Source organism: Mediterraneibacter faecis, from assembly GCF_055383675.1.
This window is the reverse complement of the sequence record NZ_AP043803.1, coordinates 196,113-212,001: the sequence shown is the minus strand read 5'-3', so window position 1 is coordinate 212,001 and position 15,889 is coordinate 196,113. Positions and strand designations below refer to the sequence as shown.

The 15,889-nt window shown below is 42.6% G+C and carries 14 protein-coding genes, 1 tRNA gene, 3 rRNA genes and 1 riboswitch; of the genes, 4 read left to right on the top strand and 14 right to left on the bottom strand.

Annotated features, from left to right (window positions below; translation table 11 throughout):
• Window positions 1-56 precede the first annotated feature (56 nt).
• From ACZ47Z_RS01030 to ACZ47Z_RS00980, 11 genes are all read right to left on the bottom strand, one after another.
• Window positions 57-1,283, bottom strand: a complete 1,227-nt coding sequence (locus ACZ47Z_RS01030) for a CobW family GTP-binding protein (RefSeq protein WP_464525776.1) — start codon at window positions 1,281-1,283, stop codon at window positions 57-59.
• A 21-nt stretch (window positions 1,284-1,304) separates the two neighbouring features.
• Window positions 1,305-2,057, bottom strand: a complete 753-nt coding sequence (locus ACZ47Z_RS01025; protein WP_054751846.1) for an exodeoxyribonuclease III — start codon at window positions 2,055-2,057, stop codon at window positions 1,305-1,307.
• Window positions 2,058-2,146: 89 nt separating this feature from the next.
• Window positions 2,147-2,881: a tRNA pseudouridine(38-40) synthase TruA gene (truA, locus tag ACZ47Z_RS01020; RefSeq protein WP_270841173.1), complete on the bottom strand. Its 735-nt coding sequence runs from the start codon at window positions 2,879-2,881 to the stop codon at window positions 2,147-2,149.
• 82 nt (window positions 2,882-2,963) lie between these two features.
• Window positions 2,964-3,413, bottom strand: coding sequence for a transcriptional regulator NrdR (gene nrdR / locus ACZ47Z_RS01015; protein ID WP_054751843.1), 450 nt, complete (start codon window positions 3,411-3,413; stop codon window positions 2,964-2,966).
• A 52-nt stretch (window positions 3,414-3,465) separates the two neighbouring features.
• Entirely contained in the window at window positions 3,466-3,720 is a 255-nt protein-coding gene (locus ACZ47Z_RS01010; RefSeq protein WP_020436629.1) for a YlmC/YmxH family sporulation protein, read from the bottom strand.
• 116 nt (window positions 3,721-3,836) lie between these two features.
• Window positions 3,837-4,166 (bottom strand): divalent cation tolerance protein CutA, encoded by a 330-nt coding sequence (gene cutA / locus ACZ47Z_RS01005; protein WP_054751841.1) that lies wholly within the window; start codon window positions 4,164-4,166, stop codon window positions 3,837-3,839.
• Between the two features lie 31 nt (window positions 4,167-4,197).
• Window positions 4,198-4,608: a peptide deformylase gene (locus ACZ47Z_RS01000; RefSeq protein ID WP_054751839.1), complete on the bottom strand. Its 411-nt coding sequence runs from the start codon at window positions 4,606-4,608 to the stop codon at window positions 4,198-4,200.
• A 1-nt stretch (window position 4,609) separates the two neighbouring features.
• Window positions 4,610-5,221, bottom strand: coding sequence for a 4'-phosphopantetheinyl transferase family protein (locus ACZ47Z_RS00995; protein WP_054751837.1), 612 nt, complete (start codon window positions 5,219-5,221; stop codon window positions 4,610-4,612).
• A gap of 240 nt (window positions 5,222-5,461) precedes the next feature.
• Window positions 5,462-8,351, bottom strand: a 23S ribosomal RNA gene (locus tag ACZ47Z_RS00990).
• A gap of 407 nt (window positions 8,352-8,758) precedes the next feature.
• A 5S ribosomal RNA gene (gene rrf / locus ACZ47Z_RS00985) occupies window positions 8,759-8,876 on the bottom strand.
• A 66-nt stretch (window positions 8,877-8,942) separates the two neighbouring features.
• Window positions 8,943-10,473: ribosomal RNA gene (locus ACZ47Z_RS00980) — 16S ribosomal RNA — on the bottom strand.
• Together the 16S, 23S and 5S rRNA genes form the textbook arrangement of a ribosomal RNA operon.
• Window positions 10,474-11,138: 665 nt before the next feature.
• Here ACZ47Z_RS00980 and ACZ47Z_RS00975 point away from each other — a divergent pair.
• Window positions 11,139-11,723: a pseudouridine synthase gene (locus tag ACZ47Z_RS00975; protein ID WP_117542279.1), complete on the top strand. Its 585-nt coding sequence runs from the start codon at window positions 11,139-11,141 to the stop codon at window positions 11,721-11,723.
• A 32-nt stretch (window positions 11,724-11,755) separates the two neighbouring features.
• On the opposite strand, the gene ACZ47Z_RS00970 is transcribed toward ACZ47Z_RS00975, so the two are convergent.
• Window positions 11,756-12,025, bottom strand: a complete 270-nt coding sequence (locus ACZ47Z_RS00970; protein ID WP_054754097.1) for an FmdB family zinc ribbon protein — start codon at window positions 12,023-12,025, stop codon at window positions 11,756-11,758.
• Window positions 12,026-12,222: 197 nt separating this feature from the next.
• Window positions 12,223-12,308, top strand: a riboswitch (NiCo riboswitch).
• A gap of 118 nt (window positions 12,309-12,426) precedes the next feature.
• Here ACZ47Z_RS00970 and ACZ47Z_RS00965 point away from each other — a divergent pair.
• A complete protein-coding gene (locus ACZ47Z_RS00965) occupies window positions 12,427-13,347 on the top strand; it encodes a cation diffusion facilitator family transporter (RefSeq protein ID WP_464525775.1) in 921 nt (306 codons plus the stop codon).
• An 85-nt stretch (window positions 13,348-13,432) separates the two neighbouring features.
• Here the strand turns inward: ACZ47Z_RS00965 and ACZ47Z_RS00960 are convergent, their stop codons facing one another.
• Window positions 13,433-13,636, bottom strand: a complete 204-nt coding sequence (locus tag ACZ47Z_RS00960; RefSeq protein WP_117569881.1) for a hypothetical protein — start codon at window positions 13,634-13,636, stop codon at window positions 13,433-13,435.
• A gap of 121 nt (window positions 13,637-13,757) precedes the next feature.
• Here ACZ47Z_RS00960 and ACZ47Z_RS00955 point away from each other — a divergent pair, with 121 nt between their 5' ends.
• Both ACZ47Z_RS00955 and ACZ47Z_RS00950 read left to right on the top strand, forming a co-directional pair.
• Window positions 13,758-14,315, top strand: a complete 558-nt coding sequence (locus ACZ47Z_RS00955) for an RNA polymerase sigma factor (protein ID WP_117891097.1) — start codon at window positions 13,758-13,760, stop codon at window positions 14,313-14,315.
• A gap of 53 nt (window positions 14,316-14,368) precedes the next feature.
• Entirely contained in the window at window positions 14,369-15,457 is a 1,089-nt protein-coding gene (locus ACZ47Z_RS00950; RefSeq protein WP_167549891.1) for a DUF4179 domain-containing protein, read from the top strand.
• Between the two features lie 278 nt (window positions 15,458-15,735).
• Here the strand turns inward: ACZ47Z_RS00950 and ACZ47Z_RS00945 are convergent.
• Window positions 15,736-15,808, bottom strand: a tRNA-Lys gene (locus ACZ47Z_RS00945).
• Between the last annotated feature and the right edge of the window lie 81 nt (window positions 15,809-15,889).

Sequence of the window (15,889 nt, the reverse complement as noted above, 5' to 3'; positions counted from 1 at the left end):
CTGTTATTACATAATGCTACGTAGCCCCCTATGGGGTACTGCTTTGCTTATCCTTTTTATTTCAGCTTAAATAATTCTGCAAGCTTGTCTTCGTTAAGCTCTGCTCCGATCACACAGATTCTTCCTGTGTATTCCGGTGCTCCTGTTCTTACTTCATGTTCCTCTGGAACCATATCAAAGTAAATCCACTCACCGTCTGCACCTGCAACCATTCCTTTTGCACGGAGTACATTTCCGTAAGAGCCGTCCTCTTCAAGAGTCTTCAGAATTGCACTGACCTCATCCTTTGTATAAGTATGAATTGTCTCTTTACCCCAGCTTGTGAAAACTTCATCTGCATGATGATGGCCTTCATGATCATGATGGTGATGTCCACATCCACAACTGCACTCTCCGTCATGATGATGGTGCTCATGCTCTTCATGATCGTGGTGGTGATGATGCTCGTGATCGCACTCTTCATGATCGTGGTGATGACGCTCGTGATCACACTCTTCATGATCGTGATGGTGATGATGCTCGTGATCACACTCTTCATGATCGTGGTGATGATGCTCGTGATCACACTCTTCATGATCGTGATGGTGATGATGCTCGTGATCGCACTCTTCATGATCGTGGTGGTGATGATGTTCATGATCATGTACTTCCTTGGCTACTTCTGCGAGTAACTCATCTTCAAGAGATTTGATTGATTCCATTGTTTCAAGAATCTTCTCGCCCGGAAGCTGCTCGATCGGTGTTGTGATGATTGGAGCTTTTTCATTCAGTTCTCTTAACAGTGCAACACTTTCCTGAATCTTCTCCGGTTTCGCTTTATCTGTACGGCTTAAAATAACTGCACCTGCATATTCAATCTGATTGCTGAAAAATTCGCCAAAGTTCTTACGGTAAATCTTGCACTTTGTTACATCTACAACTGTTGTAAAGCTATTGAGCTCTGCATCGATTTCACCCTGAACATCCTGTACAGCCTTGATTACATCAGAAAGCTTTCCAACTCCTGATGGCTCAATCAGAATACGATCCGGATGATAAGTATCTACGACCTCATGAAGAGATTTCCCAAAATCTCCAACCAGTGAACAACAGATACATCCTGAATTCATCTCACGAATCTCAATTCCTGCTTCCTTCAAAAATCCACCATCAATACCGATCTCTCCAAATTCATTCTCGATCAATACAACCTGTTCTCCCTTGTATGCGTCAGAAAGAAGCTTCTTAATTAAAGTTGTCTTTCCTGCTCCAAGAAATCCTGAAATAATGTCAATCTTTGTCATTGTTCTCTTCTCCTCTTTCTATTATTTCAAATCCAATTCAACCGGGCAATGATCTGATCCCATAATATCTGTAAGTATCTTCGCATCGTCCAGTCTGTCCTTTAAACTTTCCGAGACACAGAAGTAGTCGATACGCCAGCCTGCATTCTTCGCCCTGGCACTGAAACGATAAGACCACCAGGAATAGATTCCTGTCTGCTCCGGATAAAAGTACCGGAATGTATCAATAAATCCTGCATCCAGAAGTTCAGTAAACTTCTGTCTTTCCTCATCCGTAAAACCTGCATTCTTACGGTTGGTCTTCGGATTCTTAAGATCAATCTCTTTGTGCGCTACATTCATATCTCCAGTCACAATCACCGGCTTTGTCTCTTCTAACTTCTTCAGATAAGTGCGGAAGTCATCCTCCCACTTCATTCTGTAATCTAACCTTGCCAGCCCATTCTGAGAATTTGGTGTGTATACTGTGACGAAATAAAACTCTTCAAATTCACACGTAATCACACGTCCTTCCTGGTCATGCTCCTCAATACCGATTCCATAACTCACCGACAATGGTTCTTTCTTTGTAAACACAGCTGTTCCGGAATATCCCTTCTTCACAGCATAATTCCAATACTGATAATAGCCTTCTAATTCCAGATTTAGCTGTCCTTCCTGCATCTTCGTCTCTTGAATACAGAAGATATCCGCATCTGCCTCATGAAAGAAATCAAGAAATCCTTTCTGTACACAGGCACGAATACCATTTACATTCCATGATATTAATTTCAATACGCTGCATCCTCCCTTTCAAGAGTGTTGCTGTTCACCGTCCATTCGCCAACTCTTCTGTGAATAATCAGCAACTTTCCATAACCGAATCAATAATACACCTCATCAAGGAATAACCCTCTTGCAGGTGCTAAAAATCCAGCCTGACTTCTATCTTTTGATTTCAAAGGTTCCTTCACACTCTCTATGCTTCGTGCTCCGGTTCCAACTTCCAGCAAAGTTCCTGTCAAAATCCTTACCATATGGTAAAGAAATCCTGTTCCTTCATATTGAATACTGACTTTGCTTCCTTGTCCGCAAATCATTATAGCATAAATTGTTCTTTTTGTGGACTTTTCATCCTTTTTATCCGTATATCCGGCAAACTCATACGTGCCAATCAACAATTGTGCTGCCTTTCTCATCGCATCTAAATCCAATCTCTGCGGAAAATGATATGTATATCGTCTTGTGAATACATCTGGTTTCTCCGCCAAATCCAGCTGATAAATGTATCTTTTTCCAACTGCACTTTTTCTCGCATGAAATCCATTCCTCACAAGCTCTGCATCTAAAATCCGAATATCTCCGGGTAATCTTGAATTTATCTTTTCTGTAAAAAATCCATCCTCCACCTGACCAGAAAGAACTACTGTTGCAGTCTGTCCATTCGCATGAACACCTGCATCTGTTCGTCCTGAACCATCAATCTCCACTGGATATCCTGCCACTGACGAAATTGTTCGCTCCAGAGTTCCCTGCAAAGTGTTCTCTGTGTTTGCCTGTCTCTGCCATCCCTGATATGCAGTTCCGTCATAAGCAATTGTTAATTTATAAGTTCTCATTCTCGCCTCCCGTGTAATATACTAACATTCTCCGAAAGATTGAAATCGGTTATACTCACGAACAGAGTATAACCGATTTTTATTATTTTAGAAATTTCTTCAATTCATCCATGAATGTATTCGCATCTTTGAACTCTCTGTAGACAGATGCAAATCTGACATATGCAACCGGATCCAATGCCTTCAAATTCTCCATAACAATTTCACCAATCTCACTGCTTGGGATTTCTTTCTCTTCACGATTAAAAATTGACAGTTCAATCGCATCAATTGTCTTTTGAATCTCTTCAGCCGGAACCGGACGCTTGTAGCATGCATTCAGAACTCCATTCTCTATCTTCGCTCTTTCATACTGTTCACGGTTATTATCTTTCTTAATTACAATCAGTGGGATCGTTTCTACCTTTTCATAAGTTGTAAAACGCTTACCACATTCATCACAGGAACGTCTTCTTCTGATAGAACTATTATCCTCTGCTGGTCTGGAATCAATCACTCTTGTATCTGGATTGCCACAATATGGACACTTCATATAATCCACTCCGCCTTTCCACGTATCTTATTGCCTTCATTATACACAATGTCTAATATTTTTGCAAAAACTTTTCTTCTTTAATTTCCACAAGAATAATATCCGGTCCAATCTTCTTTATACATGCAAATGGTATCACATATTCGCTATCCGTTCCAAAGAATCCACAGAACTTTCCCGGCCCAGGAACAATCAATGCTTCTATCGCACCGGAGCATACATTTATCTGCAGATCTACTACACCTCCAAGGCACTTGCCATTGCAGATATTCACAACTTCCTTTTCCTTCAATTCGCAAAATCTCATAGGCATTATTCCATGATTGCCGATATTTTCTCTTAACTATTCTATGCATGAAATCAGAATCTGTTGTATAATAAAAGAAGTCTCCTTTCTGTCTGATCGTAAGACTTCTTTTTCCCTTAAAAGCTTGTCCGATAAATCGGCAATGCATTGATTACCGGTTCCTCATATGGATGTATCTCTTTAATTGCCTGAATTGTTTCATCCACTTTTTCTGTAAATACAGTCACTTCAACTTTCACTTCCGGCTCACAACTAATCTCTCCTACATTTCCAATGTAAGGAGAAGTTCCATCTAATGGTCTCCAGTAACTGGTGACCTTGGAGCAGGACATACAGGAATCATAATTTCCTATATGACCGGCATCTACTGACTGCAATGCTTTCTGTAGCTGCGAAATATGTGTTTCTGGAATAAAGATTTCTAATTTGCAATACTTGAAATCCATGCGACACACCTCCTCAATGCACAAACAAAATTTATATCAAAATCCCATCGCAATGATCTATTTCATGCTGAATGATCTGAGCCGTCCATCCACTGTATTTTTCTCTTCTCTTTTTGAAATTCATATCCTGATATTCAACTTCTATTTCCTGATAACGTCTGCAGCTTCGCACTCCATCCAATGACAGACAACCTTCTTCCGTCTCATAAGCGCCTGTGCGTTTCACGATTTTCGGATTAAACATAGCAATATTAAACAACCCCATATTCACTGCAATGATTCTCTTTTTTACTCCGATCATATTCGCAGCCATTCCTACACAGCCTGCTTCATTTGCTTTCAGTGTATCCAGCAGATCTATTGCCACCTGCTTATCCGCTTCTGTTGCCAATTCTGATTTCTGATTTAAGAAAAATATGTCTCTCATAATAGGCTTAATCATACTATTTTACTTCCTTTCCATTCCCTGCAAACCATTCTGTTTCTATAGAAATTTTTTCTTTTGTCGCTAAGCTTACATAATATTCATCTATACATCTTGTCTCAATAAAATATTCCTTTGCTTTTTCATTTTCCCATTCTTTGCTAAATCCAATGCCTTTTACTTTCAGCTTCGCTTCTAGTTCTGTCCATAATTGAGTAAATATCCGGTCTTTTTCCTCCCCACAAAGTTCAGAGATTGCATTTTGTATTTCATTCGAAAATATCTTCTTCGCTGTAGCTTCATGATACGGACGCACACGTTCAATATCAATGCCTACTTCCTGATCAGCAATCGCTAGAACTACATATTTACCGCTATGTGACAGGTTAAAATGTTTTCTCGCATCCACAAGCATAGGCTTCCCATTTTTATTCATTACAAGCTGAGCATCATTTTCTACACCTAAATACTCTTTTAAAAGATATCCCGCTATCAGCTCCTGTTTTTTATCCGTTTCTCTCTTATGCTTCTGATACTTTTCAACATATCTTTGTGCTATCTGTGAGAGAATCCACTCTTCCTTACATGATATTTTTTCTATATCAGCTATTATGATTCTTCCCTTGGTCATTTATTGTCCCATCTTTTCTATATACTTTTTTCAAGAATGCCACCAGCATTTTTGCCGTGAGACACACAATCCTCATCTGATATATACATATAGCAAAATCTTTTCTTTGTCAAGAAACTTGATTTTTTTGCAAGAAAAAAACAGCGCTTTCGCACTGCTTCTCATTCCTGTCTATATTCCATGTACCTTCAAAACTACATACAGTCAAAACCAACATCATCATCCAAACCTATCACTGCTTTGGTTATGCCCTCGACCTATTAGTAACAGTCAGCTCCATGTGTTACCACACTTCCACCTCTGCCCTATCTACCTCGTCGTCTTCAAGGGGTCTTACTAACTTGACGTTATGAGATATCTCATCTTGAGGGGGGCTTCACGCTTAGATGCCTTCAGCGTTTATCCCTTCCCGGCTTGGCTACTCTGCTATGCCTTTGGTAAGACAACAGATACACCAGCGGCCAGTCCATCCCGGTCCTCTCGTACTAAGGACAGCTCCTCTCAAATATCTTACGCCCACGCCGGATAGGGACCGAACTGTCTCACGACGTTCTGAACCCAGCTCGCGTACCGCTTTAATGGGCGAACAGCCCAACCCTTGGGACCTACTTCAGCCCCAGGATGCGATGAGCCGACATCGAGGTGCCAAACCACTCCGTCGATGTGAACTCTTGGGAGTGATAAGCCTGTTATCCCCAGGGTAGCTTTTATCCGTTGAGCGATGGCAATCCCACTTTATACCACCGGATCACTAAGTCCTACTTTCGTACCTGCTCCACCCGTCGGTGTCGCAGTCAAGCTCCCTTCTGCCTTTGCACTCTTCGAATGGTTTCCAACCATTCTGAGGGAACCTTTGAGCGCCTCCGATACCCTTTCGGAGGCGACCGCCCCAGTCAAACTCCCCACCTGACATTGTCCCCCAGCCGGATCACGGCTGCTGGTTAGAAACCCAGTACTGCAAGGGTGGTATCCCAACATTGGCTCCATGGCAACTGGCGTTACCATTTCCTAGCCTCCCACCTATCCTGTACATGCAATACCGAATCCCAGTATCAAGCTGGAGTAAAGCTCCATGGGGTCTTTCCGTCCTGGCGCAGGTAACCAGCATCTTCACTGGTATTTCAATTTCACCGGGTGCATTGTTGAGACAGTGCCCAAATCATTACGCCTTTCGTGCGGGTCGGAACTTACCCGACAAGGAATTTCGCTACCTTAGGACCGTTATAGTTACGGCCGCCGTTTACTGGGGCTTAAGTTCAAAGCTTCGCTTGCGCTAACCTCTCCCCTTAACCTTCCAGCACCGGGCAGGCGTCAGCCCATATACCTCACCTTTCGGTTTTGCATAGACCTGTGTTTTTGCTAAACAGTTGCTTGGGCCAATTCTCTGCGGCCATCTTACTGGCACTCCTTCTCCCGAAGTTACGGAGTCATTTTGCCGAGTTCCTTAACAATGCTTCTCCCGTCGGCCTTAGGATTCTCTCCTCATCCACCTGTGTCGGTTTACGGTACGGGTATCCTGCAAACAATAGCGGCTTTTCTTGACAGTCAGCTCACGTGCTTCCCTACTTATTTTCAGTCCACATCACGTCTTCAGATTAAAGAGCGGATTTGCCAACTCTTCTCCTACCTCGCTTGTACCGGTCTTTCCATTCCCGGCTCACGCTCTCTGCCTGTGTCCCCACAGTTCTGTTACAGGATAGTACAGGAATTTCAACCTGTTATCCATCGACTACGTCTTTCGACCTCGCCTTAGGCCCCGACTTACCCAGAGCAGATCAGCTTTACTCTGGAAACCTTAGATATTCGGCCGGAAGGATTCCCACCTTCCTCTCGCTACTCATTCCGGCATTCTCTCTTCTTAAAAGTCCACAGCTCCTTTCGGTACTGCTTCGTCCCTTTAAGAATGCTCCTCTACCAATTGAATTCTCAATTCCAAAGCTTCGGCAGTGTGTTTTAGCCCCGGACATTTTCGGCGCAGGACCTCTCGACTAGTGAGCTATTACGCACTCTTTGAATGAATGGCTGCTTCTGAGCCAACATCCTAGTTGTCTTCGAAATCCCACATCCTTTTCCACTTAACACACATTTTGGGGCCTTAGCTGTTGGTCTGGGCTCTTTCCCTTTTGACCACCCAACTTATCTCGGATCGTCTGACTCCCATACATCATCTACACGGCATTCGGAGTTTGATATCCCTTAGTAAGCTTTGACGCCCCCTTAGGAATTCAGTGCTCTACCTCCGCAAGACTCGTATGAGGCTAGCCCTAAAGCTATTTCGAGGAGAACCAGCTATCTCCGGGTTCGATTGGAATTTCTCCCCTATCCACACCTCATCCCCACCCTTTTCAACGGATGTGGGTTCGGTCCTCCATTGCCTTTTACGGCAACTTCAACCTGGACATGGATAGATCACCCGGTTTCGGGTCTACTCCGACTGACTATGCGCCCTATTCAGACTTGGTTTCCCTTCGGCTCCGGACCTTTAGTCCTTAACCTCGCCAGCCAGCGTAACTCGCCGGACCGTTCTACAAAAAGTACGCGGTTGAGCATATAAAGCTCTTCCACAGCTTGTAAACATATGGTTTCAGGTTCTTTTTCACTCCCCTCCCGGGGTCCTTTTCACCTTTCCTTCACAGTACTATGCGCTATCGGTCACTAAGTAGTATTTAGCCTTACGGGGTGGTCCCCGCATCTTCCCACAAGGTTCCACGTGTCTCGTGGTACTCTGGATCCCGCCATGTCAACTCGTCTTTCGCTTACGGGGCTTTCACCCTCTCTGGCCGGCTTTCCCAAAACCGTTCTGCTAAACTCGTTGAATCAATTCCGCGGTCCGAACCCCAGCATGCACGCACGCTGGTTTGGGCTCTTCCGTTTTCGCTCGCCGCTACTCACAGAATCACATGTTGTTTTCTCTTCCTCCGGCTACTTAGATGTTTCAGTTCACCGGGTTCCCTTCCTTAAGTTATGTATTGGCTTAAGGATACTTGAGGTTTGCTCAAGTAGGTTTCCCCATTCAGAAATCTCCGGATCAAAGGATATTTGCTCCTCCCCGAAGCTTTTCGCAGCTTATCACGTCTTTCATCGGCTCTTAGTGCCAAGGCATCCACCATACGCTCTTATCAGCATAACCAACTCGACCTCATCCCACGGGAATGGGATAATGTCCACACATACATAGCGTTGTATGCGTTGGTGATAGTCAATTTATTTTAAGTCTGTTTTCTTCAGACTGTAAGTTAATGTTGTTAACATTACCTCGGATGTCTTGATTAGATATTTATCTAAATCTATTGATTTTTACTATATGCAGTTTTCAAGGTACATAAGATGAAGTCCTTATTCAGTTCTTCATCCGACTGATATTTTCATCAGTCATTACATACACAAATCTCTTTGTATATCTAATCACTGGTGAAACCAGCTATCATAACAGCACTGCCCTGCTGATTGGGTTGGCGGTGATAAGTTGTTGCTCATCTTTGCCTGTATCTATATGTTCAACTTCGGCAGCGTCTCTGCCTTAGTTTCTTTCTTTTAATTTGGCGGCCACCTACTCTCCCACACCGTCTCCAGTGCAGTACCATCGGCCGCTTAGGTCTTTACCATCGTGTTCGGGATGGGAACGGGTGTTACCCCTAAGCGCATCGCCACCAAAAGCTTTGGTTACTTGATAACCCAACAATAGACAACAGTAAAAACTCTCTACTTTTTTCTTCCTTAGAAAGGAGGTGATCCAGCCGCACCTTCCGATACGGCTACCTTGTTACGACTTCACCCCAGTTATCGGTCCCACCTTCGGCAGCTCCCTCCTTACGGTTGGGTCACTGACTTCGGGCGTTACTGACTCCCATGGTGTGACGGGCGGTGTGTACAAGACCCGGGAACGTATTCACCGCGACATTCTGATTCGCGATTACTAGCGATTCCAGCTTCATGTAGTCGAGTTGCAGACTACAATCCGAACTGAGACGTTATTTTTGGGATTTGCTCGACCTCGCGGTTCTGCCTCCCTTTGTTTACGCCATTGTAGCACGTGTGTAGCCCTGCTCATAAGGGGCATGATGATTTGACGTCATCCCCACCTTCCTCCAGGTTATCCCTGGCAGTCTCTCTAGAGTGCCCGGCCGAACCGCTGGCTACTAAAGATAGGGGTTGCGCTCGTTGCGGGACTTAACCCAACATCTCACGACACGAGCTGACGACAACCATGCACCACCTGTCATCCCTGTCCCGAAGGAAAGGCAACATTACTTGCCGGTCAGGGAGATGTCAAGAGCAGGTAAGGTTCTTCGCGTTGCTTCGAATTAAACCACATGCTCCACCGCTTGTGCGGGTCCCCGTCAATTCCTTTGAGTTTCATTCTTGCGAACGTACTCCCCAGGTGGACTACTTATTGCGTTTGCTGCGGCACCGAACAGCTTTGCTGCCCGACACCTAGTAGTCATCGTTTACGGCGTGGACTACCAGGGTATCTAATCCTGTTTGCTCCCCACGCTTTCGAGCCTCAACGTCAGTTACCGTCCAGTAAGCCGCCTTCGCCACTGGTGTTCCTCCTAATATCTACGCATTTCACCGCTACACTAGGAATTCCGCTTACCTCTCCGGTACTCTAGATTGACAGTTTCCAATGCAGTCCCGGGGTTGAGCCCCGGGTTTTCACATCAGACTTGCCACTCCGTCTACGCTCCCTTTACACCCAGTAAATCCGGATAACGCTTGCACCATACGTATTACCGCGGCTGCTGGCACGTATTTAGCCGGTGCTTCTTAGTCAGGTACCGTCATTTTCTTCCCTGCTGATAGAGCTTTACATACCGAAATACTTCATCGCTCACGCGGCGTCGCTGCATCAGGGTTTCCCCCATTGTGCAATATTCCCCACTGCTGCCTCCCGTAGGAGTTTGGGCCGTGTCTCAGTCCCAATGTGGCCGGTCACCCTCTCAGGTCGGCTACTGATCGTCGGCTTGGTAGGCCGTTACCCCACCAACTACCTAATCAGACGCGGGTCCATCTCATACCACCGGAGTTTTTACCCCTGCACCATGCGGTGCTGTGGTCTTATGCGGTATTAGCAGTCATTTCTAACTGTTATCCCCCTGTATGAGGCAGGTTACCCACGCGTTACTCACCCGTCCGCCACTCAGTCACCAAGATCTTCATCCGGAGAATCAAATCAAGGTGCTTCGTTCGACTTGCATGTGTTAAGCACGCCGCCAGCGTTCATCCTGAGCCAGGATCAAACTCTCGTTAAAAGTGTTTGTATCCAGTTCAGAACCAACTAACTAGCTAATTCTTCCCTTTTTACTGTTGTTTTGGTTTGTTTAAAAACCGTTCTTAAAAATCTTCTCTTAAAGAAATTTTCAAGGGTTGTTGTTGTCTATTGTTCAGTTATCAAGGTTCTTTGTTTTTGTCGTTCTTTTCAAGCGACAGCTTTTATATTTTATCAAAAGCTTTTGTCTTTGTCAAGAACTTTTTTATTTTTCTTTGTCGCTCTTTTCGAGCTTTCCTTTGCCGTCTCACGCGACAGCCTATTTAGGATATCACTTTCAGAACTCTTTGTCAACAACTTTTTCGATTTATTTTTCAATCATTTCATTGATTTTTAAATCTTCTAGTTTCCTTCCGATCAAGAATGTTCCGCCTCCGCGTCTTCTTTCATCTTCCGTTCCTCTGTTGTTTTCTTTGCTGTTCCTCAGCGACGAATGTTATCTTATCACAGCTGTTTTTAATTGTCAATGTTTTTTATATATTTCATGCAATTCAGACAATTCCGACAATTCATGTCAAATAGAGAGATTAAACCGCCTTTTCTACAGCCAATGACAGGTATAAGCGGCACACCTTGTGAAATTTATTACTTTTCTGTATAATCAATCTCATCTATTTATTTCACTTATAAAGACACAGGAGACACAACATGTTTCATTATTATATGTTCAACAAACCTTTTGGCTGCGTCACTGCCCGCCGTGATAGCCTTTATCCAACCGTTATGGACTATTTCTCAGAATTAAATAATGACAATTTAAATCCGGTTGGGCGATTAGACAGAGAAACAACCGGACTCCTCCTTATTACAGATGACGGAGTTTTCAATCAGAAACTTACGCACCCTTCTTATCATAAAGAGAAGACCTATTATTTTACGGTTCTCGGCGATTTGACCGAAGATCGATGCCGACAATTAGAAAAAGGAATCCTCTTAAAAGGATCCCCTGTTCTTACTTCTCCTGCGAAACTAAAAGTATTTCGTCAGGATATTCTTTCTAATATAATAGATACTTTACATCCGGAAGTACAGAATGCCGTATGTAATAACCTCCCAACTCATCCGGTCACTTACGGAGAGATCACAATCAGAGAAGGGCGTAAGCGTCAGATTCGCCGCATGATGAAAGCGGTTCACTGCTGCGTAATTGAATTGAAACGCATTTCTATAGAAGATATTATTCTCGATGAGACACTTTCTCCCGGAGAATGGAAAGAGATTTTTCCACTATAATAGGAAAAATCTCTTTTATCTTCGGATATATTTTAAATCCAGTTAAAGTCTCCACCCGTAATTGCCAGGCTCAGAAGTGCATCCATCTTCTCAACTTCCTCTTCTCCTGTAATCTTCTCTACCAGCACTGCTGTATCCTCTGCCGTCTCTAAAGTTTCATCTGGTCCAATTTCATAGTCAATATCCATCCCGCAATCCGGACAGGGAATTGTATTCATTGTCTGTAAAGATAAAAATCGACTTCCACATTTTTTACATTCATAATATCCGCACTCTTTTGTGCCATCTGGTACATAATACATATTTTTCTACCTCACTCTCTTTACAAGTATTTTTATCTTATCACTCAAAAAAGAGGATCGCAAGTAACTTATTTCATTACCCATTCCTTGACTTTATCATTCCTAATATCTGTAATCAAAAATCAATTCATTTTTCTTGACAAACCCATCTCTTTTATGCTATATCTACTATAACTCTTTGCACTGCATATAAATCTACAGTACAAACTGAGCAGACCGTGATATCATATCATGGAGTCGGGTCGCAGATGCGACAGTGGAATCTTTCATCCGCGGGACAGTAGTTGCTAATACTGATTCGTGGGTGTTTTTTATTTTAAAACAATTCTTTCATTTTCCCACATATATTTAGTGCCATAGAGCTATCTTTCACTTGTTCTATTAAATTGGAGGTAACACATATGGAAAACAGCACAATGAAAACCGGAAATCCCATCGCAAACGAAGAAGATTTCCAAAAAGTAGCCAATAAAGTCTCTACCATTACAATTATTGGAAACGTCGCTCTATCCCTGCTCAAACTTTTTGCCGGAATTGTTGCGCATTCCAATGCGATGATCAGTGACGCCATTCATTCCGCATCAGATGTATTCAGTACATTTGTAGTTATTATTGGAATCAGACTCGCATCAAAAAAACCGGACAAAGAACATCCCTATGGACATGAACGCCTAGAGTGTGTAGCTGCAATTGTCCTTGCAATCGTTCTTCTTATCACAGGCCTTGGAATCGGAATCGAAGCATTCAAAACGATATTGCAGGGAAATTCTGACAACATACAAACACCTGGTATCTTAGCACTGATTGCCGCCATAATTTCAATTGCAAGTAAAGAGGCAATGTACTGGTACACCAGATATCACGCCAAGAGAATCGATTCCAGTGCACTAATGGCAGATGCCTGGCACCATCGTTCCGATGCATTTTCTTCCATCGGCGCATTGGTCGGAATCGCCGGTTCAAGACTTGGATTTCCAATCATGGACTCCATTGCCAGCTTAGTGATTTTTGTATTTATCGTAAAGGCTGCTTCCGATATTTTCAAAGATGCAATCGACAAAATGGTTGACCACTCCTGTGACGAAGAAATGGAGACTCAACTTCGCAACTGCGTAATGCGCAATCCAAATGTTCATAAGATTGACGTACTTCGAACTCGAATTTTTGGAAATAAAATCTATGTTGATGTTGAAATTGCTCTGGATGGCTCCATCACACTTCAGGATGCACATGATGTGGCCGAAAAAGTGCATAACGATATCGAAAAGACTTTTCCTAAAGTAAAACATATCATGGTTCATGTAAATCCTGCAAAATTATAAGTAACAAGCTTTCTCTTTCCATGAAGGAATCCTCGTCAATGACGAGGATTCCTTCAACGACTGGCAGTTCCTGCCTAAAATTCATTTAATCATGTTCTTTAATATATTGAAATACCTTTTTGTCACTCTTTGATTTTTTATACCATCCAATACATACCATTATAATTCCAACAATAATAACCGTAGTTCTTACCGATGAATTCGGTGAAAATAAGCAGGATACAATAATTCCGGTTCCAGCACCTGTAAAAAAATCTACAACAGATTTTTCGTGCTTTATTGTTCCCATCGCTCTTTCTTTATCTATAGATTGTACCATTTTTGAAACTTTTTATGCCATAAATTCATCTAATAAGTATCAATCGGTTGAGATGAAGCTTGAAAACAATTGAAAGAAGGTGGCGTATAAAATGAAATCTCTTGTAAAGCGGGCGCAAAGGGGAGATGATCAGGCGTTCGTGGAATTGATAGAAGAAAATAAGCAGGCCATGTATAAAGTAGCGGTCGGTATTTTAAAAAACGATTTTGATGCAGCAGATGCAATTCAGCAAAGCATCCTTACTTGCTATGAAAAGCTGAAAGAATTAAAAAAAGCACAGTATTTTAAGACATGGCTGATCAGAATATTAATCAATAATTGTAATCAGATGCTTAGGGAACAGAAGAAAGTAGTCGGAATTGAAGCGTATTATGGGGCAGAAGATATAAAAGGAAAGAAAGCAGAAGAAAAGATTGCAGCACCACCGGGAGCAGCGACAATCAACGAAGACTTTCTAGAGCTGTTAGACCAGATGGAACAGCAATATCGGGTTGTATTGATTTTATATTATGTAGAAGAGATGAGCATCCGAGAAATCAGTCAAATACTGCAGATGAATGAAAATACAGTGAAGACAAGACTTTCCAGGGGCCGAGGAGTATATAAAAAGCTATACCTGAAAGAACACCCGGAATTCCAATTTGAATAGCGGATGCTTTTAGAATGCAGCTGATAAAAAATGCAAGCAAAAAGGAGGTTTTGATGATGTCATTTGAGGAAAAGATGAAAAAAGAATTGAAAAAAAACCTGGAAATCCCAGATGTTGTAGAACAGAAAATTCAGGATGCATATAGAGAAATCGGACAAGGGAATGTTACGATGAAGAAACTAAACAATGGTAATCAGAAGAAGAGAAAAGCATGGACAGCGGCAGCTGCAGCGGTAGCAGTAATCGCAGTATCAGGAAGCGTATTTTATGCAAATCCAGTACTGGCGAAAAATATTCCAGTGATCGGAGATGTCTTTGCAAAACTGCAGAAAAATAAGGAGAATACGCCATATGGAGAAAAGGACAAGACAGCATATGGAAAGATTGCAGACAATTCAGAAAGTGTGCAGAATCCAGGATCAGAAGCAGAAAGCAATGGCGTGACAGTGACAGTATCAGATGCATATTGTGATGGATATGAAATGTATTTTACTATAACAGCAATAACAGATAATGATCAGGTAAATCAGAAAGACTATTTATTGCCTGAAAAAAGCCAGCAGGTTTATGTAAACGGGGAAGAGACAGGAGCTGAATTGTCCTTGAAAAAAGCAGAGGATGGAAGCTTTGTCGGATTGGGGCATATCAGTGCCGGATGGTTGGCTGACAAAACATTTAAAGATCTGTCCACTGTAGATATTAAATTCACTGAGTTGTATGCAACGGTAGAGAATCAACCTGAACCGGCAACTTATGTAGAAGGTGAAAATCTGATCACAGGTCAGTGGAATCTTGAGTTTACAGTAGATACAGACACAAGCCTGTTAAATACTTATGAGGTAAATACAGAAAACAATGGATTTACAGTAAGTAAGATTGTGAAAGCACCGGCGTCCACTTATTTGTATCTTGAAGTACCGGAAGAATATGAAAATGTACAGATGATTCTTACAGATGCTGATGGAAACAAACTGGAAAAATTCGGTGGAACAACAACAGATCCAGAAAATGGGATGTATGAGATCCAGCTTCAGTTTGAGCAGACAGATACAAACCAGATTCATGTTCAGGTTATAGATATGGATCAGAGTACGAACGACAATCTGGCTATGGTTGCAGAAATGACAGCCGATCTGAATTAAACAATAGTCATTCTCCGTAATAACATGATGTCTTTTCGTGGAATGACAGGATGGTCACAACAGAGTTAGTTCTGTTGTGACCTCTTAATGTGGGCATAACAAAGAATGTGCCTCGGCACATTCTTGCGCCTGCGGCGGTCGCTTGCGACATCTACCTTGTACGCCGCAGTGCGCATCCTAAGCGGAGCGTTTTTTATATATTAGGAAAGGACTTTCCTAATATATAAAAAAATCACCGTCCCCACAGCTCCTATGTCTGTAAAAACAGTGATTGTTAGTGCGCGATCAGGGGTTCGAACCCTGGACACCCTGATTAAGAGTCAGGTGCTCTACCAACTGAGCTAATCGCGCATTCTTTTGTTTTCGTGTCTTGTGTTCCTCAACACAAATAGTATTATATATCAGTTGTTGCCGGAATGCAACCCCTTTTTT